A 24,497-nucleotide genomic window follows, 5' to 3' on the forward strand; every position below is an offset into this window, starting at 1 on the left:
TCCTACTGACGCGAAGTTACGCGAGTGTTACGCAGCGACAACAGGGGTTGATGAATTTCGCTGAATGTTCAGACCACGGCGCCATCGTCCGGATCGTCCTCTTCGTCTTCTCCGGAGCGCAGCCGCAGGACCAGCGTGACGAACCCGCTGAGGATCGCCGCGAACCCCAGGACCGTGGCGACGCCCCGGTCGATGGGCGCCATGTTCGGAAAGAGGAAGAGCAGGAAGCCACCGATGATGGCGAGGATGCCGACCACGGCGTACTTGGAAATGCGCGGCAGCGGTGGCGGTGGCGGAGGGGTGTAGCCCTCGTCGTCGTTGTCCGAGGGCAGGTGCGCGCCGAACGTGTCCAGACCGTCCAGAAGGGACGGTTCGGGCCTCGGCCGCGCGGGCGTGAGGGAGATGTCCGTGATGTGGGTCGCGTCCGCGAGCCCCTCGCTGTCAGCGCTTTCGGGGCGGCCCGCTTCGCTGTCGGCGCTTTCGGGGCGGCTCCCTTGGCTTTCGAGGCGGCCCCCTGTGCTTTCGGGGCGGACCTCGGGGGCGCGGCCACTCGGCACGTCCTCCGCCGCCGGCCAGGGCGGCGTCCGCGTGTCCACGTCAGCGTGGTACCCGGCCACGATGCGCGCCCACTCGGTCTCGACGTCGGGCTCCTTGGCGTCGGCGGCCTCATCGGTCAGCCGGCTCAGATAGTCGCGGGCGGCGGCCAGATGGGTCCGGTCGACGTACAGGCGGTCGGTCGGCCGGGGTGGGACCGTGGTGGTGCGCGTCACCGGGTTGAGGTCGGCAGACGGCTGAAGGTACGCCGCGATGCCTCCTGCCGCGAGAACATCGAGCAGGTGCTCGCCGACCCGGGGGTCGACGTCGCCAGCGACGGCGTACTCGGTCGCGTCGAGCCCGTTGTCCCGCCGACCCCGCCGCGCGCCACCCGCAGTCACCGCTCGCCTCCTAGCTGACCGTGCTCTCGTGCTGCCCTGCTCTGCTTCCCTCACGGCAACACTCGTGTGCCCCGCTCTGCTTCCCTCACGGCGACACCCGTTGCGCTCTGAATCGTGACACGGCGAGGACAGGTTCGGGGAGTGCGTTGTGGTGCGGTGTACCTGGTTCGTAGGCTCATTGCCGACAGTTCCCGGCGCGGAACTCTGCGGGAAGGACGCGCGTGCTCTACTGGTTGCTCAAGTACATCCTGCTCGGGCCATGGCTGAGATTGATCTGGCGGCCCCGGGTCGAGGGTCGGGAGCACGTTCCCGACGTCGGGCCGGCGATCATCGCGAGCAACCACCTGTCGTTCTCCGACTCGATCTTCATGCCGCTGATGGTGAAGCGGAAAGTCACCTTTGTCGCCAAAGCCGAGTATTTCACCGGCAAAGGGATCAAGGGGTGGCTCGTGAAAATGTTCTTCGTCGGCACCGGCACGATCCCCGTGGACCGGTCCGGCGGGCGAGCCGCCCAAGCGGCCCTCGACACCCAGCTCCGCGTGCTCCGCGAGGGCAAGCTGGCCGGCATCTACCCGGAGGGCACCCGCTCCCCGGACGGACGCCTGTACCGCGGCAAGACGGGCGTCGCCCGGCTCGCCCTGGAGAGCGGCGCCCCCGTGATCCCCGTAGTGATGCTCAACGCCGACGAGATCCAGCCGCCCGGCAAGATCATTCCGAAGATCAAGCGCGTGCACATCCGCTTCGGAGCTCCCCTGGACTTCAGCCGGTACGCGGGGATGGCGGGCGACCGCTTCGTCGAGCGGGCGATCACCGACGAGATCATGTACGAGCTGATGGAGCTGTCGGGGCGCGAGTACGTGGACATCTACGCCCAAAAGGTCAAGACCAAGCCCGCGCCCGAACCCTCAGCCCCCATAGCCGCTTAACCTCGCCGTCCCGACCCGCGCGGGGTTGCGATCCGCGGCGCTGCGGCGTGTCGGCGGCTTGGCCGCGGCGCGAGAGGGCGGCGCGCGGCGCCCGCTGCGCCCGCGCGGGCCGGACGTGGCCGCATCGCGGCCGCCGTGGCGGCCCTTCCGTCGATCAAGGACGAATGCACGTGGTTGGATCTCTCTTCCGCGTGCGTTTGGCCTTGATCCATGCGGATCTCCTTGATCGACGCCGTTGAGTTGAGAGCTCGGACGGCGGGGCGAGCGCCTCGACCACCCAGGCCGGCCGGGCGCCGCCGGGCGCCGGCCATCGCCCGGATTGTCCCTATCCGTGCTGCGGACCTCTCGAGCTGTGAACGTTTATGGCTGCTCCAGCAGCCATAAACGTTCACAGCTCGTCGCGCAACGGCGACCTTGAGACCTGGCCGCGCCGCGCGCGCCCCGCCGCGCGCGGTACTGGGCAAGGCACGCAGTGCCCCGGCTCCCACTCCCGCTCACTGCGGCGATCTTGCAGTTGTCCGGTCCCAAACCGGGCAATCCGACGTGACAACTGCAAGATCGGCGCGAGGTGGCCGGTGCCCGGGCCGCATTCCGGGCGACGGACCTCGGGCGGCGCCGCGCCGCCCGCGTGGGCGCGGGGCAGCGGTCTCTAGCGGCGGACCTCGGCCGTCGATCAAGGAGATCTCCGTCGATCAAGGGCGAATGCACGCGGAAAAGAGATCCAACCACGTGCATTCGCCCTTGATCGACGGAAAAAGGCCGCCTGCGGCGCGAGGCCGCCTGCGGCGCGAGGCCGCCTGCGGCGCGAGCCCGCCTGCGGCGCGAGCCCGCCTACGGCGCGGGGCGCGGCCCGCGCCGCAGGTGCATGGCGCTGGTGTAAAGCGCCCCGGAGCGCGGCCCGCTGCACGGGCGGGCACACGCAAGGACGAAGTTAGGAGGCTAAAGGCGCGTAGCGGGGGTGGGTGCCGGCCTCGGCCAAGCGGAGCAGGCCGGGGGCGCGGTTGCGGTGGGCGAATGCCCGTACCTCGCCCAGCGCCGCATCCGCCCCAGCCCGATCGCCAGCGCGCCGCAGCTCACCCACCGCCAGCGTCAAGGCGAGTACCCGGTCGGTCGCGTCGGGGATGCCGGCGTAGATCTCGGCCGCCGCCAGGTATCCCGCCGCGTTGGCAGCGAGGGTGTGGCGGGCCGCGTCGACCCAGGGGGTGCGGTGGCGCACTTCGGCCAGCATGCCGGCGACCCGGGCGGTGGCGTCGGCGCCGGTCAGTACCGCCGCGTACGCCGCCGCCGTCACCCACTCGCCGCTGGCCAGTACCGGGACGCGGCGCCACGAGTCGGCCAGCTCGGTCAGCAGGGTGCCCGCCTCGCGTCGCCGCCCCTGGAGTGCCCGGCACAGGGCGCCCAGCCCCAGCGCGGTCCAGTGTGGCCGGTGGAAGCCGCTGCCCCGGGCCGCTTCGAGCGTGGCGTCGACGTCGTCAGCGGTCTGGTCGCCGCGGAGCACCCGCAGGGCGGAGCGTAGCCCGCGTACCTGAATGTCCCAGCGGCCGCCCGGCGTGTCGAGGAAGGCGTCGGCGGCGGCCAGCAGGGCACCGAAGTCGCCCGCGAAGTATGCCCGCATGGCCTCACCGGAGTACCCGGTGGCGAGGGAAGCCCCGGAGGAGGAGCCGAGCAGCTCGTCGGAGCGGACCCAGTCGCCTTCCTCGCGCACCGCGTACGCGAGATTTTGCACGGCCCGGGGGAGTGCCCTCAGCCGCCGTTCCCGGCACAGCCGGGTGACCGCCCACAGCTCGTCGAGCCCGGCGGGGTCGCCGAGCTGGTAGCGCGCCATGGCGACCGTGATCCGCGCGTTGGCCAGTACCTCGGCGGCGTCCGGTGCGGGCAGCCGGGACGCTATCTCGACGGCCGCGCCGGCGGCGGCGATGGCTGGTTCGCCCTCGTAGTTGAGCATGTGCGAGCGGCCCAGCTCGGCGTACGCGTCGGCCTTCTCCACGGTGTCGGGCAGGCTGTCGAACAGCTCGACCGCCCGGTCCAGGCAGGACAGTGCCGCGGGCCGGTCGGCGCGCAGCCAGGCGGCCTGGCCGAGCAGTGTCCACGCGCGGGCGGCGCCGGCGTGGTCGCCGGCGGCGAGGAGGCGGCCGGCGAGGTCGGTGAGGCCGTCGGTGGCGTCCAGATGCCCGTCGCGGCGGAACGCGATCTCGGTGGCCAGCAGGTCGAGCCGCAGGTCGTCACCGGCGTCCGGGAGCGCGAGTGCCCGTTCGGCGTGGCCGCCGGCTGCGTCCAGGGCGTGCAGCGCGTACGCCCGGCGGGCCGCCCGGTGCAGCGCGTCGCGGGCGGCGGCGGCGTACCGCCCAGCGGGCAGTCCCAGCGCCTGAGCGGTCGCGTGGGCGGCCCAGCGGTGGTGGGTGAGCACCTCGGCCAGGTCGGTGTCGCGGGTGCCGGAGAGCGCGTCGAGCCAGTCGGCGGTGCGCTCGTGGCGGGCGACGCGTTCGGTGCGGGGGAGCCGCTGGTAGCAGACGTCTCGCACGAGCACGTGCCGGAACCGGAACTCGGGTTGCCCGGCGATCGTCGACTCGGGCAGCTCGTGTACGAAATCGCGTTGCGCCAGGCGACGCAGCGAGCGCTCGACCAGTTCGACCGGCTGCCCGAGCGAGGCGGCGACCGCGCCCGGCCAGAAGTGGCTGCCCACGACGGCGGCCGCGAGCAGCACCGCCCGGTCGGTGCTGTCGAGCAGGTCGACCCGGTTGGCGATGATCGCGTGTACCCCGTCGGGCATCGGCAGGTCGCGCGTCTTGTCCAGCGACCACCCCCGCCCGGACTGGCGCAGCGCGCCCTGCTCGATGAGCATCCGCACGAACTCGTGCGCGTAGAGCGGGTTGCCGTCGGCCACCTCGATGAGCCGGTGCAGCATGTCGGCCGCGAACGCCGGCTGCCCGAACAGGTGCCCGTAGATCGCCGCGATCCCGGAGTCGCGCAGCGGCGGCAGCGTGATGCTGAGCGCCCCGGCCATCGTGCGCGCCCATGCCGGTGCGTGGTCGGCCAGCTCGGGGCGCGCGGTGCACAGGATCATCAGCGGGGCGTCGCGGGCGGCTCCGGCGAGCAGGTCGAGGAAGCGCAGCATGGTCTCGTCGGCCCAGTGCAGGTCTTCGAAGACCAGTACCGTCGGCCGCCGCGCGGCCAGCGCGACCAGGAAACGCCGCCACGCGGACTCGGCCTCTTCCGCGGGTGTGCGGGCGTTGTCGAGGTCGACCCGGCTCGGCCCGCCGCGCAGGCCGACGAGCGGGCGCAGCGCACCCACCAGGCGCTCGGCCTCCGCGGGGGGCACGAGTTCGCGTACCGTCGCCGCCAGCCGCCGCTCGGCGGTGGGCGCGGGATCGGTGTCGAGGATGCCGGCCTCGGCCTTGACGATGTCGGCGAGCGCGGCGAAGGTGACGTTCTCCCCGAACGGGGGACAGTGGCCCACGTGCCACGTGACCGGCTCGGTGACCAGGCCGCGCAGCTCGTGCACGAGACGGCTCTTGCCGATCCCCGCCTGCCCGAAGACGGTGACAAGCTGCGGCGTGCGGTCGCGCAGCGCCCGGTGCAGGGCGTTGCTGAGCAGGCCGACCTCGTGCTCGCGACCGGTGAGCGGGGTGGCGCCGGCCGAGCGGTCCGGCCCGGGGCGGCGCAGCGGCGCCTCGGCGAGCCAGACCTCGGTGGGCGCCGAGCGCCCGCGCAGCGTCACCGGTTCCTGCGCGGCGTACCTGATGCGCGACCGGGTCAGGGCGTGCGTGGTGCCGCAGACCAGTACGCCGCCGGGCGGCGCGATGGACTGCATCCGGGAGGCGGTGTTGACCACGTCGCCGGCCACGATCGCCTGGCCGCCGTCGCGGGCGGCGGCCACGTCGACGAGGGCCTCGCCGGTCGCGACACCGACCCGGAAGCGCAGGTCGCCGGCGCCCGGCGGAGCGAACCGCGCCAGCACCCGCTGCAGCTCCAGACCGGCCCGTACGCAGCGCAGCGCGTCGGTTTCGGTGGCCACCGGCGCACCGAAGAGCGCCATCACGGCGTCACCGATGTACTTCTCGACGACTCCGCCGTACTGCCCGATGACCCGGCGGGCGGCGGAGAAGAAGCCGATCTGCAGGCCGCGCACCTGCTCCGGGTCGGCCCGCTCCACGTACGGCGTGAAATCGATCAGGTCGACGAAGAGCACGCTGATGCGGCGGCGGTCCTCCTGCGGTACCGGTGCGGCTGGCGTGCCGTGCAACGCGGCGCCGCATCCCGTGCAGAAGGCCGTCACTGCGGCATGCTGCCGCCCGCATCGCGGGCAGGCGGCCGGAAGCTCGGCGCCGCAGGCCGCGCAGAAACGGTCATCGAGTGCGGCTGCCCGGGCACACCGGGGACATGGGGCGGTGATGCCGTCCTCCTGAGGTGGGGGCTGCACAATCGCCGGCAACTCTGCCGAATACCGAGTATCGCGCCCCCGCCGACCGCCCGGAAGCGGGTGGACGGCCGAATCCTGGTTGCCGGCTAGCGGTCGGCCATGCCCGCCCGTCGGCGTAGTGCGGCCACGTCGGTGACCACGATCCGGCGACCTTCGGTGCGCAGCCAGCCCCGGCTGGCGAAGGAGCCGATCGCCTGATTGACGCTCTGCCTTGATCCGCCGGCCATCTCGGCGAGCTGGCTCTGGTTCAGCTCGATGGTGATCATCGGGGCCTGGCTCTCGCCGGCGAGGCGGACGAGGGTCTTGGCGACCCGGCCGGGCAGGTCGAGGAAGACGTGGTCGGCGTTCTGCTCGGTCAGGCGCCGGATCAGCGCGCCCAGCGAGCGCATGACGGCGTCGAGGATGCGCGGGTTGGAGTGCACGAGCTCCATGAAGGCGTGGCGGGACAGCGCGAGCGCGGTGCAGTCCTCAATGGCCTCGGCGGACGCCGACCGGGTCGAAGCGTCCAGAAGGGACACTTCGCCGAGGACGTCGGGCGGGCGGATCACGTGCAGCACGGCGCGCTCGCCCGTGGGCGAGGTGCGGAACACCGCCACCGCGCCACGGCGCAGCACGATCAGCGACTCGCCGGGATCGTTCTCGACGAACAGCAGCTGGCCCTTGCGGTATGTGCGCGGAACCGCGGCCGCGATGACACGCTGCCGTACCTCCGGCTCAAGGCCGGCGAACATCTCGACTCCCGTGAGCGCGTCGCCGGGTTCCGGCAAGCGTCCCTCCACGGTCCAACCCCTCCCCGGTAAGGACCATATTCCCGTCTCGTCCGATAGGGCCGGCAGAAACAGGTCGAACACACAACAATCACCGCCGATGGCGGACCTGTCAACTCCAGATCATGGCCCGCGTGTCGGGTGAAGTACACCCCGGCAATCGCATCGGTGACAGTTATGTGTCCACCTTAAGGGCAGGCTTGCCAGTAGATCTGCTGGCGGCGGGGATGTATCACGGGGGCATCAGCGATCTCGGCGGCAAGGCGCTGCACCGGAGCCGGCCGGAGAAAGGGTGGGGGCATGCTTTCTCCGGCCGGTTGCCGCTTTTAACGGACGCCTCGCCGGAAGCCCGGCATAATCGCCGGAGTGGCATTTGTCGACCCCGTTGGCGCGGCGATCCGCAGGGTGTGGCACATCAATCCGGACTCGGTCGAGCCGTTGTCCCATGGCCTGCAGACCACCGCGTGGCTCGTGACCGCTGGCAGCGAGCGCTTCGTGGCCAAGCTGGCCCGAGCCGACGACCGGGCCCAGTTCCAGGCCGGTCTGGCGGCCGCGGAGCACCTGCGGGCCCGGGGCGTAGACGTCGGCATCCCCTTGCGTACCGCCGACGGCGCACTGTGCGCGGACACCGACGATGGGGTACTGGCACTGCTGCACGCCGTACCGGGCCGGCCGCTCGACGGCGCCGACCACCTCGACCAGCAGTGGTGGGGTGATCACCTGGGCAGGGTCCACCGGATGGGAGACGGCTTCACTCATCCGGGTGTCACTCCATGGCACTGGCTCCGGCCGGACGCGGATCACCTGGACGTGGAGCCGTGGCTGCGGCCCGCGGTCGCCGAGGCGGTGGCCGCCATGACCAAGCTGTGCGTGACCGACCGCCTCACGTTCGGGGTACTGCACGGCGACCCGATGCCCCGGGCGTTCGTGATGAACATCGAGACCGGGCGCACCGGCCTACTGGAGTGGGGCGCCGCCGCGTCCGGCCCGCTGGCGTACGACGTCGCGGCCGCCGCCCTGTACGCGGGCGGGGTGCCGGCGGCGGGCGACCTGCTGGAGGCGTACACCGCGACCGCGCCGGTGACCAGGGAAGAGCTGGACGCCGCGCTGCCGGTGATGCTGCGCTTCCGGTGGGCGGTGAAGGCCGACTGGCACGCGCGCGCCGTAGACACCGGTGGCGCCGCCGAGGGCTGCCATCTGGAGGGGCTGCGCCGCGCTCAGGAGGCCCTGGCAGGATAGTCCCCCGATGGTCTACCGCTATTTCTACGACTGTGAATTCATCGAGGACGGCCACGTGGTCGACCTCGTGTCGATCGGCGTCGTCGACGAGTACGGCCGGGAGTTCTACGCGGTCTCGACGGAGTTCGACGGTGCCAAGGCGGTGCCCTGGGTCAGGCGCAACGTGCTCGACCGGCTGCCGTCCCCATCCGACCGTGCGTGGCGCTCGCGCGAACGCATCCGCGACGACCTGTACGAGTTTCTCATGGAGCCGGTGCGTGGCCGGCCGAACGAGAAGCTGGAGCTGTGGGCCTGGTACGCCGCGTACGACCACGTGGCTCTCGCCCAGCTCTGGGGACCGATGCCGGCGCTGCCGCGCGAGATACCCCGGTTCACCAAAGACCTGCGCCAGCGCTGGGACGACGTGGGCCGCCCGCCGCTTCCGAACGCCGAAGCGGACCGCCACGACGCCCTGGTAGACGCCCGTCACAACCTCGCCCGCTGGCGCGCGATGAGCTGAACCCGGCCACCCGGCGTTCAGATGAGGCGACTACAGTGCGCAATTGACGGCTCCGCCCCGGGCCGGCAACGACGCCGACGGGCAACTTTCGTTTCACAATCAGCAGGAGGATTGAGGACATGCGTATCGGCGTGCTCACCGGCGGCGGTGACTGCCCAGGTCTGAACGCGGTGATCCGCGCGGTTGTGCGTAAGGGCGTCGCCACCTACGGGCACGAGTTTGTCGGTTTCCGTGACGGGTGGCGCGGTCCGCTGGAGGGCATCAGCAAGCCCCTCGGCATCGCGGAGGTCCGCGGCATCCTGCCGCGCGGCGGCACCATCCTCGGCTCCTCGCGCACCAACCCGTTCAAGATCGACGGGGGCGTTGAGAAGATCAAGGAGAACCTCGCCAACCTCGGTGTCGACGCGCTCGTCGCCATCGGTGGCGAAGACACCCTCGGCGTCGCCACCAAGCTCGACGAGCTCGGCGTCAAGGTCGTCGGCGTGCCGAAGACCATCGACAACGACCTCAACGCGACCGACTACACGTTCGGCTTCGACACTGCGGTCAACATCGCGATGGAGGCCATCGACCGGCTGCACACCACGGCCGAGAGCCACCACCGCACGCTGGTCGTCGAGGTCATGGGCCGGCACGCCGGCTGGATCGCCCTGCACGCCGGCATCGCCGGTGGCGCCAACGTGATCCTGCTGCCCGAGCGGCAGTTCGACATCGACCAGGTCGCCCAGTACGTCGAGAAGCGCTTCCAGCACCAGTACTCGCCGATCATCGTGGTCGCCGAGGGTGCCCAGCCGCTCGACGGCCAGATGGTGCTGCACAACCAGGAGCTGGACTCCTTCGGGCACGTGCGCCTCGGCGGCATCGGCCAGTGGCTGGCCGAGCAGCTGGAGACCAAGACCGGCAAGGAGGCCCGCACGGTCGTGCTCGGCCACATCCAGCGCGGCGGCACGCCCACCGCGTTCGACCGGGTGCTGTCGACCCGCTTCGGCCTCCAGGCCATCGACGCGGTGCACGAGGGCGACTTCGGCAAGATGATGGCCCTGCGGGGCACCGACATCGTCCGGGTGCCGCTCAAGGAGGGCACGGGCGAGCTCAAGACCGTCCCGATCGAGCGGTACACCGAGGCTGAGGTCTTCTTCGGCAGCTGACGCTGGTCCCGCGCCGGCTCGTGAGGGCCGGCGCGGCCACCGCGAGAGGATTTGGGTATGGCGGCGGGCGTACACACGGTTGCGGTGATCGGCACCGGCAAGATCGGCGAGCTGATGCTCTCCGGCCTGCTGCGGGCCGGTTGGCCCGCCGGCAAGCTGATGGCCACGGCCCGGCGCCAGGCCCGCGCGGAGGAGCTTTCGCAGCGGTACGGCATCCGCGTGGTCGACAATCTCACGGCCGTGGCGGAGGCGGAGGTACTGGCCATCGCCGTCAAGCCGCAGGACGCGGCCACTCTCCTCGACGACATCGGCGCGAAGGTACCGGCCGACAAGCTCGTGATCTCGCTCTGTGCCGGCCTGCCCACCAGCTTCTTCGGCCGGCGGCTGCCCGAGGGCACCCCGGTCGTCCGGGTGATGACCAACACGCCGGCCCTGGTCGATGAGGCGATGACCGCGATCTCGGCCGGCCCGCACGCCACGGTGTCGCACCTCGCGCTCGCCGAAGAGATGTTCAAGCCCCTGGGCGCCACGATCCGGGTGCCCGAGTCGCAGCAGGACGCGGTGACCGCGCTGTCCGGCTCCGGCCCGGCGTACTTCTACCTACTCGTCGAGGCCATGATCGACGCGGGCATCCTGCTCGGCCTGCCGCGGCAGGTGGCGCACGACCTGATCGTGCAGACCGCGATCGGTTCGGCCGTCATGCTGCGCGATTCCGGGGAGCACCCGGTGACCTTGCGTGAGGCGGTCACCTCGCCGGCGGGCACGACGATCTCCGCCATTCGTGAACTTGAAAACCACGGGGTACGAGCGGCGCTGCTCGCAGCACTGGAGGCCGCACGGGACCGCGCGAGGGAACTCGCGGACCAGAATAAATAGGATTCACTCACGCGTTCATCCCTTCCCGGGCCTGCCGAAATCCCCGTACCTTCGTAACAGGGAGTAATGGCAACGGCACTCTGGGAGGTACGACATGCGACGTCTCGCGGTAGTCCTCGGCGGTGCGGCAGCGGTGCTCTGGGTCGCGGCACCCGCGTCCGCCTTCGCTCACGACAAGGTCGCCAACCCGTACCTGCACACCGCGCTCGACGTGCTCGTGCTCGCCGTGGTGACCGCGCCCGTGTGGACGGCGTACCTCTGGGGTGGGCGGCGCCGGGCACTGCTGATGGCGCTGGTAGGACTGGTACAGGTGCCGGTCGCCGTGATCGGGTTCGTGCCCATCGTCGATCCGCTCGTCCACCTGGTCGCGTTCCTGACCGCCCTCGGCCTGACGGCCGCCTCCCTGATCTACGTGCGCCGGTATGCGCCTTCCCCAGCGCCGGCGCAGGAGTCGGTGCGCCGGCTCTGACCCACCGGGGCGCACCCCGGTTCAGGACCCGCTGTCGGCCGCGCATGCGGCCGGCGGCGGCACGCCAAGCCCGCCGACCGCAGGGCGTGCCGCCGGTACCCGAACCGTGGCAGGTGCCCCAACAGACGGCGGGCTGGTCATCGGAGCGGCTGGGAGCACGTACCCGCCGAGCGTGAGGGCGGTGACCAGCCCGCCGTCGCACACTTTCGACACCGGGGGGCAGCCCGACAGGGGCGGCCCCCACGAGCCGTCCGCCTCCCGCAACGCCGTGTACCGGCAGTGCGCCTCGCCGACGTACCCCCAGGCCATGAACAGCTCCACCCCCGCGTAGCTGTAGAGCCCGACGGTGCTGGTCAGGCTCCCTTCCGGTCGGCGGTAAAACGCCCCCCGCAGGCCCGGTACGACGGTCCCGTCCAGGTCGACATCGTCGATCACCTTGTGGACCCGGTATTCCGACAAATCGGGCAGCAGCATGCTCGTAAAACGAATGCACCATACTGTCGGATGTGTTCACGCTCGCCCAAGCCCGACACCTGCTAGCGACGCTCCGCCCGAGGGTCGACGAGCTGATCGTCCTCCGCGCCGATCTGGCCGAGCTCCGCGCCGACCTGGCCGACGGCGGCGCCAGCCCACACGGCGGCCTCCCCGAGATCAAAGCGCTGGAAGCCCGGATCTACGGGATCATCGACGAACTGGGCGAGCAGGACATCCAGGTCAAGGGGTACGCTCCGGTGCTGCTCGACTTCGCAGGCGAGCGCGAGGGCCGGCCCGTACTGTGGTGCTGGCTGGAGGGCGACGGCGAAATCAGCTGGTACCACCGCCTCGAATGCGGCTTCGCCGGCCGCCGCCGCCTCTAACCCCCGCGCCCCGCGCTGTCCGCGCCCCGCCGTCCGCGCCCCGCGCCGGCGTGTCGCCACGCCCTGTGCGCCGATCAAGGGCGAATGCACGCGGTTGGATCTCCTTTGCGCGTGCATTCGCCCTTGATCCATGCGATTGCCCTTGATCGGCGCGAGATCGCGCCGCGTGCCCGACCTCCTGGCCGCGCCGCGCTGCCCCGGCCCGCTCTAGGAGGATCTGGTCCAACCCAGGATTTGAGCTACCGCGATGCCCGCCGTGCCCCAGACCGTCGCTCCCGCAGCCTCACCCTCCGCGCCCAGTCACGCTCAAGATCGTCTCGAACGCGCTGGGAGGCCGCAGCATCAGGGATTTCGCTGCCGCGTCCGGGCGGGTCGTGTAGCCGCGCAGGGTGAGGCCGCGGGAGCAGCGGTCTTACGCGGGGCGGACGTCGCGGTAGCTCAATATCCCTCCCACCGCGCGGCGCTACCGCTCCTGCATGAGCGCGACCGTGTGCCCGTCCGGATCGGTGAGGAACGACATCCACAGCTCCATGCCGCCGTCCCGGTGCACGACGTGCGGCGCGCCGTGCGCGGGCACGCCTGCCTGCACCAGCCGCGCATGCTCGGCCTCGATGTCGTCGACGCGGAAGTACAGCACGCACTTGCTCGCGAACTCGGGTGATTCCGGCACGCCTAGGTAGAGTCGCACGTCACCGCTCGCGAAGAAGGCCATCTGCTGCCCAGGCACCTCGAACAGCAGCGGTATCCCGAGCACGTCCCGATAGAACGCCACCGCGCGGCTGATGTCGCTGACGCTGATGTGGATCTGTGCGACTGGTCCGACCGCCATGGCTCCTCCTATCATGTAACCATGGTGAAAGGTTAACCATGGTTAATGACCTCGGCAACCAGTACGAGACAGCGGATTTGCTGCATTCGGCGGCCGTGCGGCTGCTGCGCCGGGTCCGCGTGGTCGACGCCGGGATGGACCTCGACGGACCGCGCGCGTCGCTCCTCTCCGTGCTGACCTTCGGTGGCCCGCAGCCGGTCACCCGGCTAGCGGAGATCGAGCAGGTGTCGCCGCCGGCCATCACCAAGCTCGTGACCGCGCTGGAAGCGGAGGGGCTCGTCGTACGGGAGCGCTCGGCCACCGATCGCCGCGTCGTGCTCGTCACCGCGACGGCCGCCGGCCGGCAGCGCCTGGAGCGCGGCCGGGCCGCGCGCGTGCGCGCGGTGGCCGCGCTGCTGGCGGACGCGTCGCCCGAGGACCTGTCAGCGCTGCGCCACGCGGCCGAAATCCTGGCCCGGCTTCTGACGCTGTGAACGTTTTGGGTTGCCCCAGCAACCCAAAACGTTCACAGCGTGGTCGGCTCCGCCGAGGCGCTGCGACAAGGCGTTCAAGATCTCGGAATCCGACCAGCGGCGAGCAGGCGGGCAGGCCCTGGACGCGTACCGGCGCAACAGAGCGCTGCCACGCCCAACTCGGCGGCGTCGATCAAGGCGATATGCATGGATCAAGGGCAAATGCCCGCGAAAAAGAGATCTAACCACGTGCATTCGCCCTTGATCGGCGGGGAGAAGGGGCAGCGGCCACGGCCCGCGCCGCGCAGGCCGCGCGCGGCGCGCAGGCGGCGCGGCGCGCAGGCGGCGCGGCGCGCGCGGCACGCCGGTCACGCCCGCCGCGCGGCGGGGCACGGCGGGTGCGGCGAAGGAGCGGGCGGGGAGCGTTAGGGCGGGGTCCGGTCCAGGCGCAGCGTAGCGACGCCCGCCACGGCGTCGATGTCGTACCGGTCAGAGCCTCTCGCCCACCCGTTCGGCGTAAAAACCGTCCCCGGGGACGGGCTGGCGCGGTTGAAGCGGTCCAGTGTCACGTTCGAAGCGCCGCTGCCTACCCGTACCCGCGTCGGCACGTTGCGTGGTGCGTGCACCGAGAGCTGGTTGACGCCGCCCGTCAGTTTGAGCGGCACCGTGCCCTTCGGCGGTGGGAGGGTCAGGTCGACCCGCGCCGCCCCTCCGATCAGCTCCAGCCCCAACAGTGAACCCGTACGCAGGTCCAGCGCGTGTGTCGCGGCGCCGCCGGTCAGGCGTACCCGCCATGGCAGCTTGGAACTGAGCTGTACGTCGATCGCCCCGGGCCCGTTCTGCCCGCTGGGCACGATGTGAAGCTCGATCAGCTTGCCGCGGTGCACCGGTCGGGGTGCTCCGTTGGCGCCGCGCGGGGTGCTTATCCGGTACAGGTCGGTGCCGAGGTCAGCGGTCTTGATGTTGACCGTCGTGGTGCCCGTGATCAGGTCGAACTCGGCGTCCACGCGGTCGCCGATCTGGGTCGATACCACGTCGCCGGGTGCCGCGTTCACCTCTGGTGGTGCGCCACCGCGGCTCAGCCTGGGCACCAGCAGCGCGGTCGTCGCCGTACCGATGACCAGCGCGATCACGCCGAACGCCGCGACCAGCAGGATGCGGCGTGGGCGCCGGCGAGCGCGTGGAGTGGACGGTGGCGGTCTTTCGGGTGGTGGCACCGGCGGTGGTAGCGGTGTGAATTCGATGACGGGTGGCTCGGGTCCATCCTCGTCGAGCCATGACAGTGTGCGACCGCCCGACTCCGCCTGCCCGGCCGATGGTTCCATCGTCCCCGTCCTCCTCAGCGAGAGCAGCCTCTGCCTCCGACGAGGAATACGCATGGTTACGCCAACCGGTTTGATGCCCGCGAGAGGCATCGATATCTGGCACGAACATCTTGACGAATTCACATGTATCTGAGTAGCGTCGCAGCAACCTTTTGGAAACTTTCCTAACAGTTTGGAGGCGCGAGATGAGCAGACGCGCGCTGTGGGCGGGTGTCGTGGTGGCGGTCGCTGTCGCGGCGGTGCCCGTCGCGACCTCGGCGTTCGGTGCCGGCAGCGTGACCGCCCAGTTCACGGCCACCTCGGACTGGGGAACCGGGCACGAGGTGCGGGTCACGGTCGCCAACGGATCGGACGCCACCGTGAGTACCTGGCGGATCGAGTTCGACCTTCCGGCAGGTACAGCCATCAGCAGCTCGTGGGACGCGGACGTCACGCGTACCGGCGATCATTACGTGGCTGTGAAAAAGAGCTGGGCCGGGAGCCTCGCGCCCGGCGCCTCCCAGACCTGGGGTTACATCGGCGCCGGCGCCTTCCGAGCGCCGCTGAACTGCACCATCAACGGTGCGTCGTGCGGCGGCGGCGTCGTGCCGACCACCGCGCCGCCGACGACCGGGACACCGACCACCGCGCCGCCCACGACCCCGCCACCCACCACGCCGCCGCCGACCACCCCGCCGCCCGCCGGCGGCAAGAAGGTCGTCGGGTACTTCGTGCAGTGGGGCGTCTACCAGCGGCAGTACTTCGTCAAGAACATCCACACCAGCGGCTCAGCGGCCAAGATGACCCACATCCTGTACGCGTTCGGCAACGTCACCAACGGCCAGTGCGCGATCGGCGACTCCTACGCCGACTACGACATGGCGTACACGGCGGCGAACAGCGTCGACGGCGTCGCCGACACCTGGGACGCGGGCGCGCTGCGCGGCAGCTTCAACCAGTTGCGCAAGCTCAAGAAGATGTACCCGCACCTCAAGGTGATCTGGTCGTTCGGCGGCTGGACCTGGTCGGGTGGCTTCGGGCAGGCCGCGCAGAACCCGACCGCCTTCGCCAACTCCTGCTACAACCTGGTCGAGGACCCGCGCTGGGCGGACGTTTTCGACGGCATCGACATCGACTGGGAGTACCCGAACGCCTGCGGCCTCACCTGCGACTCCAGCGGTCCGAACTCGTTCAAGAGCCTCATGTCCGCCCTGCGTAGCCGCTTCGGCGCAAGCTCGCTCGTCACGGCGGCCATCACCGCGGACGGCAGCAGCGGCGGCAAGATCGACGCGGCGGACTACGCGGGCGCGACGGCCAGCCTCGACTGGTTCATGCCGATGACGTACGACTACTTCGGCGCCTTCGCACCGCAGGGTCCCACGGCACCGCACTCGCCGCTCACCTCGTACGCGGGCATCCCGCAGCAGGGCTTCTGGTCCGACGCCGCGATCCAGAAACTCAAGAGCAAAGGTGTACCGGCCAGCAAGCTCCTGCTGGGCGTCGGCTTCTACGGCCGCGGCTGGTCCGGCGTCACGCAGAGCGCGCCCGGCGGCACCGCGACCGGCCCCGCACCCGGTACCTACGAGCAGGGCATCGAGGACTACAAGGTCATCAAGAACCGGTGTCCCGCGACCGGCACCGTGGGCGGCACCGCGTACGCCTTCTGCGGCGGCCAGTGGTGGAGCTACGACACGCCGGGCACGATCGGCGGCAAGATGACGTACGCGAAGAACCAGGGCCTGGGCGGCGCCTTCTTCTGGGAGCTGTCCGGCGACACCACCAACGGCGAGCTGATTACCGCCGTCAAGGGCGGGCTCGGCTGACCACACCACAGCGGGGAGTCGGGTGACCGGCTCCCCGCTGGAATATCCGTTGCCCCCATAGGCGTTTGCCGTACCGTGATCGTCATGTTCGCCCCGGTTGGCTTCGCGCGACCCGCAGGCACTCGCCTGCCGGCCGCTGCCGCCGTGTGCGCGACGTCGGTCCGGTTGGATAGCTGACCCCGTTTCTTCGGGGTTCTCCAGCTGATCCTTCTCACCCTTTCTCCTTTGTGGGGTCCACCATGGCCAAGAGCCAATTCCTGCGTACCAAACCGCATCTCAACATCGGCACGATGGGGCACGTCGACCACGGCAAGACCACGTTGACGGCCGCGATCACCAAGGTGCTCGCCGCGCACGACCCCTCCGTCAACCGGTTCGTCGCCTTCGACGGCATCGACCGGGCGCCGGAGGAGGTCTCGCGGGGCATCACCATCAACATCGCGCACGTCGAGTACGAGACCGCGACTCGGCACTACGCGCACGTCGACATGCCCGGGCACGCCGATTACGTGAAGAACATGATCACGGGGGCGGCCCAGGTGGACGGCGCGATCCTGGTGGTCTCGGCGCAGGACGGTGCGATGCCGCAGACCCGCGAGCACGTGCTGCTCGCTCGCCGGGTCGGCGTGCCGTACCTGGTGGTGGCGATGAACAAGGCCGACGCCGTGGACGACGAGGAACTGCTCGACCTGGTCGAGCTGGAGGTGCGGGAACTGCTGACCGAGTACGGGTTCCCCGGCGACGAGGTACCGGTGGTGCGCGTCTCGGCGCTCCGGGCGCTCGAAGGCGACCCGCGTTGGACGCGCTCGATCGAAGACCTGCTCGAGGCGGTCGACCGGTACATCCCGGTGCCGCCGCGCGAGCTGGGTGAGCCGTTCCTGATGCCCATCGAGAACGTGCTCACGATCTCGGGGCGCGGCACGGTGGTCACCGGAGCGGTCGAGCGCGGCGCGCTGCGGGCCGGCGAGCCGGTCGAGGTCGTTGGCCTCGGCCCGACGCTGGTCACCGTGGCGACCGGGCTGGAGACCTTCGGCAAGTCGCTGGACCGGGCCGAGGCGGGCGACAACGCCGCCGTACTGCTGCGCGGGGTCAAGCGCGACCAGGTACAGCGGGGCCAGGTGGTGGCGGTGCCCGGCTCGGTCACCCCGCACACCCGGTTCCGGGCGCGGCTGTACGCGCTCACGACCGCCGAGGGCGGGCGGCACACGCCCTTCTTCGGCAACTACCGGCCGCAGTTCTACTTCCGCACCACGGACGTGCCGGGGTCGGTGGACCTGGGGTCGGTGACCATGGTGATGCCAGGCGACACGGTCGACCTCGAGGTGGCGCTCGGCAAGCCGGTCGCGATGGAGGTCGGGCTCGGCTTCGCGGTGCGCGAAGGAGGTCACACGGTGGCGGCTGGCACCGTAACCGAGGTGCTGGCCTAGATCAGAGGTGGGGGGAGCGCGGCTCTCCCCACCTCACCGGGCCAGGTCTGCGGGCTCCAGGCCGAGCTCGCGGGCCGCCGTCTGGCGTACCCAATCCGTGAGCTGCCGCCGCGAGATCACTCGTTCGTGGACGGTGACCTGCACCGCGAGCCCGTCGATGAGCGCCAGGATGCGCCACGCCGCGCCAGCCGGGTCGTCGCACTTGAACGCGCCCGCGGTGACCCCCGCTGTGATCACTTCGGTGAGTGCTTCTTTCCAGCGAAGATCGAGGTGCCGGGACACCTTTTCCAACTCGGGCATGCGCTGCGACTCCGACCAGCCGTCAATCCACATTGCCCACGACTTCGAACGCCCCGTCGGCGCGTACAGCTTAAGGATCTTTTTGAGCTTTTCCCGGGGTCGGGCTGACGAGTCCATGACCGCCTGGAGTTGCGCGAGATCCTGCTCGGCCGCGTATGTGAACGCCTGCGCGAGCAGGCGTTCCTTGGTCGCGAAGTGGTAGAAGACCAGGGCCTGGCTGACACCCGCGGCGTTTGCCACGTCTACCGTCCGGGTGCTTGCCAGCCCACGCTCCACGATCACGTCGCACGCCGTGCGGAGCAACGTTTCCAGGCGAACTTCCGCTGAACGTCTCGTCACAGCCGACACAGTAACTCATCAATGCGCGAGCCATTTTTCCGAAACGATTTCCTTTGTCGGACCACGATTTCCGAAGATCACAAGATAGAAACAGATCTGTCTGAGGTGTCGGTGGCCCGTTGTATCGTCTCGTCATGCCGAGCAGCCAGGTCAGCATCCCCCAAACAGGCGATGCGCCCGAGGTCGCGGTGCAGGTCGACGACGAGGAGCGACCGGCACGCCAGCTCTCCGGCTGGGTCGGCACGGCGGTCGCGGTGGTCGCGTTCGTGGTCGCGCTGCTGGTGCTCTGGCAGGTCTTCCGCCCGCTCGCGCAGGGCAGCCAGTTCTACCTGATCATCTTCCTCGCGGGCGTCCTGCCGCTCGTCTTCCTGTCATACCGGTCCGGGCTGCGCTGGCTCGACCGCGGCGACCGACCGTCCTTCTTGGACTGGGCGCTGGCCGGGATCGCGCTGGCCGTCTGCCTCTACCCGGTGCTGCCGATCGGCGGGGGCTACAACGGGTTTCTCGATCGGCAGGGCCTGCTCGACCCGCTCGACGTCGCGATGGGCGCCGCGCTGCTGCTCCTCGTGCTCGAGGCGTGCCGCCGCACCACCGGGTGGGTGCTGCCGGTCGTCTGCCTGGTCTTCCTCGGCTACGGCTACTACGGCGGGTTCCTGCCCCAGAGCTGGAACATCGCGCACACCGGCCTCGACTTCCCAGAGATCGTCGACGCGCTCTACAACTCCGGCAGCGGCTTCTACGGCACCCCGCTCGACGTCGCCGCGACATACATCGTGCTCTTCACCATCTACGGCGCGGTGCTCGACCTGTCGGGTGCGGGCCGGTTCTTCGTCGACCTGTCGGTCGCCGCCTTCCGAAGATCACGCAGCGCCGCCGGGCGCACGGCGGTCGCGTCCGGCTTCCTTCTCGGCACGGTCAGCGGATCGGGTACCGCCACGGCGGTCAGCGTCGGCGCGGTGACCTGGCCGATCCTGCGCCGTGCCGGATACCCGGCCGAGCAGGCGGGCGGCATGCTGGCGGCGGCCGGGGTCGGCGCGATCCTGTCGCCGCCCACGCTCGGCGCTGCCGCGTTCATCGTGGCCGAGTACCTCGAGGTCTCCTACTTCACGGTGCTCGGCTGGGCGATGATCCCGACGGTCCTCTACTACCTGGGCATCCTGCTGGCGGTCGAGATCGACGCCCGGCGGCACGGTGTGCGCCCCGTCGAGGTCGAGGCGGTGCCCGTGTGGCGGCTGCTGGCCCGGTTCGGCTACCACTTCTCGTCGCTGGTCGCGATCGTCGTGCTGCTCGCGCTCGACGTCTCCGCCACCAAGGCGGTCGTCTACGCCACCGTGCTCGCCTTCGCACTGTCCTTCTTGGACCGTCGCGGCTGGCTCACCCCGCGCCGCCTGTTCGAGGCGCTCTCCGCGGGCGTGCGCGGCGTGCTGCCCGTCGCCGCCGTGTGCGCGGCCGCGGGCGTGATCACGGCCATGACCACCAAGACCGGGCTCGGTGCCCAACTGGCCTCGGAGCTGCTGCGCGCCGCCCGCGCGTTGTCCGACAACCACACCGTGGTGCTGGCCTTGACGGTCCTGTTCGCCGCCGTCGCGCTGCTGCTCCTGGGGCTGGCTGTACCGGTCACCGCCTCCTTCATCATCGGTTGGGCGATCATCGGGCCGGCGCTGCTCGAGCTGGGCGTACCGGCACCGGCGGCCGCGATGTTCGTCTTCTACTTCTCCGTGCTCTCCGAGGTCACCCCGCCGACCGCGCTCGCCGCCGTCGGCGCGTCCGCGATCACGGGTGGCCGCACGATCCCGACGATGTGGCAGGCGCTCAAGTACGCCCTGCCCGCGTTCCTGGCACCGGTCGCGTTCGTGCTGACCGACGCGGGGGAGCACCTGCTCGGGCGCGGTGCCGCGCTGAGTGTGCTGTGGACGGCCGCGGTGGCCTGCCTGGCCATCGCTGGGCTGGCGGTGGCGACCGGCGGCTGGGTGCTCGGCATCGGTCCCGCCGACCGGGTCGCGCGGGTGCTCGCCGCCGCCGGCGGCATCCTGCTGCTCTACCTGCACCCGATCGCCATCGCGATCGGGGCGCTCCTGCTGGTCGCCGCGGTGGCGGTCGTGCTTGCCCAACAGAAGCTCATCCACAAGAGGAGTCAGACATGAGGCGGATAGGCCCTGGGTTCGCGGCGCTGCTGATGGTCGGTGCGGGGCTGACCGGGTGCGGTGGCCGGCAGGACCAGGCGAGCACCGATACCGGCGGTGACGTGACGTGCGAGGTGGCCACCGAGACCCGGGTGGGCATCGCCACCGGCAACGCGACCGGGGTCTACTTCGCGCTCGGCAACGCGTACGCGGAGCAGATCGGCACCGCGACCGGCGGCAAGGTCAAGGCGACCGCCGCCGAGACCGGTGCCTCCGTGCAAAACGTCCAGCAGCTCGTGGCCGGCACCTACGCGGTGGCGTTCTCGCTCGCCGACACCGCCGCCGACGCGGTGCAGGGCACGGGCAGCTTCGACGGGCAGAAGCAGCCCGTGCAGGCGATCTCCCGCATCTACACCAACTACACGCAGGTGATCGTGCGCACCGGGGCGGGGATCACCTCGGTCGCCGACATGAAGAGCAAGCGGGTCTCCACCGGCTCCCCGAAGTCGGGCACCGAGGTCATCGCCAACCGGCTGCTCCAGTCCGCAGGTCTCGACCCCGCCAAGGACATCTCGGCACAGCGCCTCGACCTCACCAAGACGGTCGACGGCATGAAAGACGGCTCGATCGACGCGATGTTCTGGTCGGGTGGCCTGCCCACCCCGGGCGTCACCGACCTGTTCACGACCGCGAAAGGTAAGGTCGCGTTCATCGACATCACGCCGCTGCTCGGCGAGATGAAGAAGATCAATCCGGTGTACGAGGAGAGTGTGATCCCCGCTGCCACATACGGGATGGCGGCTGACGCGAAGACCATCGTCGTGCCGAACCTGCTGCTCGTGAAGGACGACCTCGACGCCAACCTGGTGTGCGCCCTCACCAAGGCCCTGTTCGACCGCAAACCGCAGCTGGAGCAGGCGAACGCCGCCGCCAAGGGCATCACGCTGGAGACCGCGCGCAAGACCGATCCCGTGCCGCTGCACCGGGGCGCCGTGGCCGCGCTCGACAAGCTGAACGCTCCACAGTAGACCGGCTGCGGCAATAGAGCCGTCGCATCGACCGGCTGGCACGATCGGCTGGCCCGAGGTGACTGCGTGGCGGATGTCGCAAACGGCCGAACGGGTCGATTGTAGGCATCGTTGTGCGTTGAACGTCGGGGCGTGCCGGCCGGTCCGCTCCGCCGTGGTGAACGGAGCGTGGCAATGGTGACAGCCGATGGCTTCACAGGAGCCGTCGCCGCCCACGAAAGCCACGGGGGCCTGTCGCGCTCCATCGGCCTGCACAGCTTCCTCTTCGCGCTTCTCGGGGCGGGTGGCCTGGTGGCGGCCCTGATCACTGGCATCGACGCCGCGCTGGCGGCCACGGGGCTGGCCCTGGTGGGCATGACGACCATCGCGATCCGGGTCAGCCGGCACCTGCGCAGGCTCCGTGCGGTGGCGCTCGACGTGGCGTACCACCAGCTCCCGACCGCGGTGAGTGGCGCCGCCAAGGCGACCGACGCGGCGGCCCTCAGCGCGGCGGTCGACGAGTCCACCGCGAAGGTCGACGCGCTGCTCACCGCGAAAGCGGGCGAGGTCGGCGCGCTGGCCCGCGCGTTCGCCACCGTACACACGCAGGCGCTGCGGCTCGCCGCCGACGAGGCGCTCACGCGCATGGAGAGCGAGGCGACGCTGGCCGCCCTCTCGCGGCGCGGGCAGACGCTGATCGAGCGCCAGCTCCGGCTGATCGAGGAGTTCGTGCGGCTGGAGACCGACCGGGCCGCGCGCGGCCGGCTGCTCGCGCTCGACCGGCTGGCCAGCCGGATGCGCCGCAACGAGGAAAACCTGATGGTGCTGGCCGGTGGCGACGCCGGCCGCCGGCCCACCGAGGCGGTGCCGCTGCGCGATGTGGTCCGCACCGCGGCGGCCGAGCTCGACGACCCCGATCGGGTGAAGGTGGTGGCCACCCCTCTGGTGGCGATCGCCGCCGACGCGGTCGCCGACGTGATCCACGTGCTCGCCGAGCTGCTGGAAAACGCGGCCACCTTCTCGCACCCCGCCAACCACGTGCGCGTCGACACCCACCAGGGCGTAGACCAGGTGACCCTGACGATCTTCGACGAGGGCATCGGGATGGCAGCGACCAAGCTTGCCGAGGCCAACCGCCGGCTCGCCGAGCCGTCCGCCCTGACCAGCACGCTCGTCGGCACGATGGGCCTGCTGGTGATCGGGCGGCTGGCCCGCCGCCACGGCATCACCGTCAAGCTGTCCAGCGTGCCTGACGGCGGCACGGCCGCGTTCGTGATGCTGCCGCAGTCGGTGCTCGCGCCGTTGCCCACACTCGACCGGGTACGCCGCGGGCGGTACGAGCCGCACGCGCTGCCCGCCTTCCCGGCGCCGATGTCGCTCCCGGCGGCCCCTGAGCCCGCTGGCCGCCCCCGCCGGCAGGTCGCACTCCCCGCTGCCCGGCCAGCCGCCCTGCCCAGTGGCCCGGTGGCGGGCGCCCGCACCGCGCCGGTCGTGCCACAGGTTCCCGAACAGCCGCCTCGCCGACTGCGCTGACCGTACCCTCCGTGGGTGCGTTTTCTGGTTTATGCCCTTTTCGTCGTGCTGCTAGCCTCCTGCGGACCGCCACCCGCTTCACCCGATTGGGTGGCTGGTTCGCCCTCCGCCCCCGCCTCCCCCTCCCAATCGTCGCAGGTGACGTTGGCGTTCGCGGGCGACGTGCACTTCGCCGGCCGCACCGAGCGCCTCCTGGACGACCCGGAGACCGCCTTCGGGGAGATCGCGACCACGCTCGCCGAGGCCGACGTCACGATGCTCAACCTGGAGACCGCCGTGACCACGCGCGGCACACCGGAACCGAAGCAGTTCCTCTTCCGGGCCCCACCGAGCGCGTACGCGGCCGTGAAAGCCGCGGGTGTGGACGTGGTCTCGCTGGCGAACAACCACGCCCTGGACTACGGCCAGCAGGGCCTGGCGGACACCGTCGAGGCGGCCCGCGCGGCCGGAGTACCAACAGTTGGAGCCGGCGCGGACGCCGAGGCTGCCAACGCCGCCTGGACCACGACGGTGCGCGGCACGACAATCGCGTTTCTAGGATTCAGCCAGGTTCACGAGCTGTGGCAGCGCTGGCGCGCGACCGACACCCGGCCCGGCATCGCGATGGCGCACGACCGCGACCGCGCCGTGTCCGCCGTCCGCGCCGCCCGTCAGGTCGCCGACACCGTGGTCGTGTACGTGCACTGGGGGCGCGAGGGCGAGGAGTGCCCGACGGGTGAAATGCGCGGTTTCGCAGCCGCGATGGCGGACGCGGGAGCGGACATCGTGGTCGGCACCCACGCGCACCTGCTGCTCGGCGAGACCCGGTTGGGGCGGACGTACGTGCAGTACGGGCTGGGAAACTTTCTCTGGTGGCGCGACGACGCGTTCAGCAACGACACAGGCGTATTGCGCGTGACCCTACGCGGCGGTCGCGTGGCCGGCACCGAGCTGTTGCCGGCGGTCATCTCCCGCCAAACCGGGCAACCCCGCCTGGCCACCGGACCGGCCCGCGCCAGAGCCCAGGCCGCCTATGCCGCCCTAGCTGAGTGCGTTGCGTGAGTTGCCCTTTTTGTCGGCACGACGCGCCGGAGGGGAACCGAGTTGGCAGTTGGTTCGGGACTGGGCTAAAGTTCTCATCCGTCGCCCGGAAACAACGGCGATGGTGCGGACGTAGCGCAGCTGGTAGCGCATCACCTTGCCAAGGTGAGGGTCGCGGGTTCGAATCCCGTCGTCCGCTCGGAG

21 protein-coding genes and 1 tRNA gene are annotated in these 24,497 nt (G+C 70.7%); 15 read left to right on the forward strand and 7 right to left on the reverse strand.

Features of this window, described 5'->3' with window-relative positions; all coding sequences use genetic code 11:
* Nucleotides 1-68: 68 nt before the first annotated feature.
* Nucleotides 69-935 carry a DUF308 domain-containing protein gene (locus QMG73_RS27020; RefSeq protein WP_281900240.1) on the reverse strand — a complete coding sequence of 289 codons (867 nt, stop codon included), beginning with the start codon at nt 933-935 and terminating at the stop codon, nt 69-71.
* A gap of 221 nt (nt 936-1,156) precedes the next feature.
* Here QMG73_RS27020 and QMG73_RS27025 point away from each other — a divergent pair, with 221 nt between their 5' ends.
* A complete protein-coding gene (locus tag QMG73_RS27025; RefSeq protein ID WP_281900241.1) occupies nt 1,157-1,861 on the forward strand; it encodes a lysophospholipid acyltransferase family protein in 705 nt (234 codons plus the stop codon).
* Nucleotides 1,862-2,792: 931 nt separating this feature from the next.
* Here QMG73_RS27025 and QMG73_RS27030 read toward each other — a convergent pair.
* Together QMG73_RS27030 and QMG73_RS27035 are read right to left on the reverse strand one after the other, a co-directional pair.
* A complete protein-coding gene (locus QMG73_RS27030; protein ID WP_281900242.1) occupies nt 2,793-6,281 on the reverse strand; it encodes an ATP-binding protein in 3,489 nt (1,162 codons plus the stop codon).
* Between the two features lie 86 nt (nt 6,282-6,367).
* Nucleotides 6,368-7,060 carry a Crp/Fnr family transcriptional regulator gene (locus tag QMG73_RS27035; RefSeq protein ID WP_265248792.1) on the reverse strand — a complete coding sequence of 231 codons (693 nt, stop codon included), beginning with the start codon at nt 7,058-7,060 and terminating at the stop codon, nt 6,368-6,370.
* A 354-nt stretch (nt 7,061-7,414) separates the two neighbouring features.
* On the opposite strand from QMG73_RS27035, the gene QMG73_RS27040 reads away from it, so the two are divergent.
* The 5 genes from QMG73_RS27040 (at nt 7,415) to QMG73_RS27060 (ending at nt 11,279) form a co-directional block, all read left to right on the forward strand.
* The gene (locus QMG73_RS27040; RefSeq protein ID WP_281900243.1) at nt 7,415-8,287 is read left to right on the forward strand and encodes a phosphotransferase enzyme family protein; all 873 of its coding nucleotides are present in this window, start codon (nt 7,415-7,417) and stop codon (nt 8,285-8,287) included.
* Nucleotides 8,288-8,294: 7 nt separating this feature from the next.
* Complete coding sequence (locus QMG73_RS27045) at nt 8,295-8,786, forward strand: polyadenylate-specific 3'-exoribonuclease AS (RefSeq protein ID WP_281900244.1); 492 nt, start codon at nt 8,295-8,297, stop codon at nt 8,784-8,786.
* A gap of 119 nt (nt 8,787-8,905) precedes the next feature.
* The gene (locus tag QMG73_RS27050; protein WP_281900245.1) at nt 8,906-9,934 is read left to right on the forward strand and encodes a 6-phosphofructokinase; all 1,029 of its coding nucleotides are present in this window, start codon (nt 8,906-8,908) and stop codon (nt 9,932-9,934) included.
* Between the two features lie 57 nt (nt 9,935-9,991).
* A complete protein-coding gene (gene proC, locus QMG73_RS27055) occupies nt 9,992-10,810 on the forward strand; it encodes a pyrroline-5-carboxylate reductase (protein WP_281900246.1) in 819 nt (272 codons plus the stop codon).
* A 94-nt stretch (nt 10,811-10,904) separates the two neighbouring features.
* Nucleotides 10,905-11,279: a hypothetical protein gene (locus QMG73_RS27060; RefSeq protein ID WP_281900247.1), complete on the forward strand. Its 375-nt coding sequence runs from the start codon at nt 10,905-10,907 to the stop codon at nt 11,277-11,279.
* Nucleotides 11,280-11,300: 21 nt separating this feature from the next.
* Here the strand turns inward: QMG73_RS27060 and QMG73_RS27065 are convergent, their stop codons facing one another.
* A complete protein-coding gene (locus tag QMG73_RS27065) occupies nt 11,301-11,753 on the reverse strand; it encodes a hypothetical protein (protein WP_281900248.1) in 453 nt (150 codons plus the stop codon).
* A gap of 32 nt (nt 11,754-11,785) precedes the next feature.
* Here QMG73_RS27065 and QMG73_RS27070 point away from each other — a divergent pair, with 32 nt between their 5' ends.
* On the forward strand, nt 11,786-12,136 hold the full coding sequence (locus tag QMG73_RS27070) for a DUF2203 domain-containing protein (protein WP_281900249.1): 351 nt from the start codon (nt 11,786-11,788) through the stop codon (nt 12,134-12,136).
* Nucleotides 12,137-12,599: 463 nt separating this feature from the next.
* Here QMG73_RS27070 and QMG73_RS27075 read toward each other — a convergent pair whose 3' ends face one another.
* The gene (locus tag QMG73_RS27075) at nt 12,600-12,965 is read right to left on the reverse strand and encodes a VOC family protein (protein WP_281900250.1); all 366 of its coding nucleotides are present in this window, start codon (nt 12,963-12,965) and stop codon (nt 12,600-12,602) included.
* Nucleotides 12,966-13,003: 38 nt separating this feature from the next.
* On the opposite strand from QMG73_RS27075, the gene QMG73_RS27080 reads away from it, so the two are divergent.
* Nucleotides 13,004-13,438, forward strand: a complete 435-nt coding sequence (locus QMG73_RS27080) for a MarR family winged helix-turn-helix transcriptional regulator (RefSeq protein ID WP_281900251.1) — start codon at nt 13,004-13,006, stop codon at nt 13,436-13,438.
* Between the two features lie 404 nt (nt 13,439-13,842).
* On the opposite strand, the gene QMG73_RS27085 is transcribed toward QMG73_RS27080, so the two are convergent.
* The gene (locus QMG73_RS27085; RefSeq protein WP_281900252.1) at nt 13,843-14,742 is read right to left on the reverse strand and encodes a hypothetical protein; all 900 of its coding nucleotides are present in this window, start codon (nt 14,740-14,742) and stop codon (nt 13,843-13,845) included.
* Nucleotides 14,743-14,927: 185 nt separating this feature from the next.
* Here QMG73_RS27085 and QMG73_RS27090 point away from each other — a divergent pair, with 185 nt between their 5' ends.
* Nucleotides 14,928-16,544 (forward strand): glycosyl hydrolase family 18 protein, encoded by a 1,617-nt coding sequence (locus QMG73_RS27090; RefSeq protein WP_281900253.1) that lies wholly within the window; start codon nt 14,928-14,930, stop codon nt 16,542-16,544.
* A 239-nt stretch (nt 16,545-16,783) separates the two neighbouring features.
* A complete protein-coding gene (gene tuf / locus QMG73_RS27095; protein WP_281900254.1) occupies nt 16,784-17,971 on the forward strand; it encodes an elongation factor Tu in 1,188 nt (395 codons plus the stop codon).
* 33 nt (nt 17,972-18,004) lie between these two features.
* On the opposite strand, the gene QMG73_RS27100 is transcribed toward tuf, so the two are convergent.
* On the reverse strand, nt 18,005-18,610 hold the full coding sequence (locus tag QMG73_RS27100) for a TetR/AcrR family transcriptional regulator (protein ID WP_281900255.1): 606 nt from the start codon (nt 18,608-18,610) through the stop codon (nt 18,005-18,007).
* A gap of 134 nt (nt 18,611-18,744) precedes the next feature.
* On the opposite strand from QMG73_RS27100, the gene QMG73_RS27105 reads away from it, so the two are divergent.
* From QMG73_RS27105 to QMG73_RS27125, 5 genes are all read left to right on the forward strand, one after another.
* The gene (locus QMG73_RS27105; protein WP_281900256.1) at nt 18,745-20,754 is read left to right on the forward strand and encodes a TRAP transporter permease; all 2,010 of its coding nucleotides are present in this window, start codon (nt 18,745-18,747) and stop codon (nt 20,752-20,754) included.
* Nucleotides 20,751-21,761, forward strand: coding sequence for a TAXI family TRAP transporter solute-binding subunit (locus tag QMG73_RS27110; protein WP_281900257.1), 1,011 nt, complete (start codon nt 20,751-20,753; stop codon nt 21,759-21,761). Before QMG73_RS27105 ends, QMG73_RS27110 begins: the two co-directional genes overlap by 4 nt.
* Before the next feature lie 174 nt (nt 21,762-21,935).
* Nucleotides 21,936-23,273: a sensor histidine kinase gene (locus QMG73_RS27115; RefSeq protein ID WP_281900258.1), complete on the forward strand. Its 1,338-nt coding sequence runs from the start codon at nt 21,936-21,938 to the stop codon at nt 23,271-23,273.
* 15 nt (nt 23,274-23,288) lie between these two features.
* Entirely contained in the window at nt 23,289-24,314 is a 1,026-nt protein-coding gene (locus QMG73_RS27120; protein ID WP_281900259.1) for a CapA family protein, read from the forward strand.
* A gap of 105 nt (nt 24,315-24,419) precedes the next feature.
* Nucleotides 24,420-24,492, forward strand: a tRNA-Gly gene (locus QMG73_RS27125).
* The last annotated feature ends 5 nt before the right edge of the window (nt 24,493-24,497 follow it).

This window comes from Phytohabitans aurantiacus, assembly GCF_027923225.1.
GTDB classification, from domain to species: domain Bacteria; phylum Actinomycetota; class Actinomycetes; order Mycobacteriales; family Micromonosporaceae; genus Phytohabitans; species Phytohabitans aurantiacus.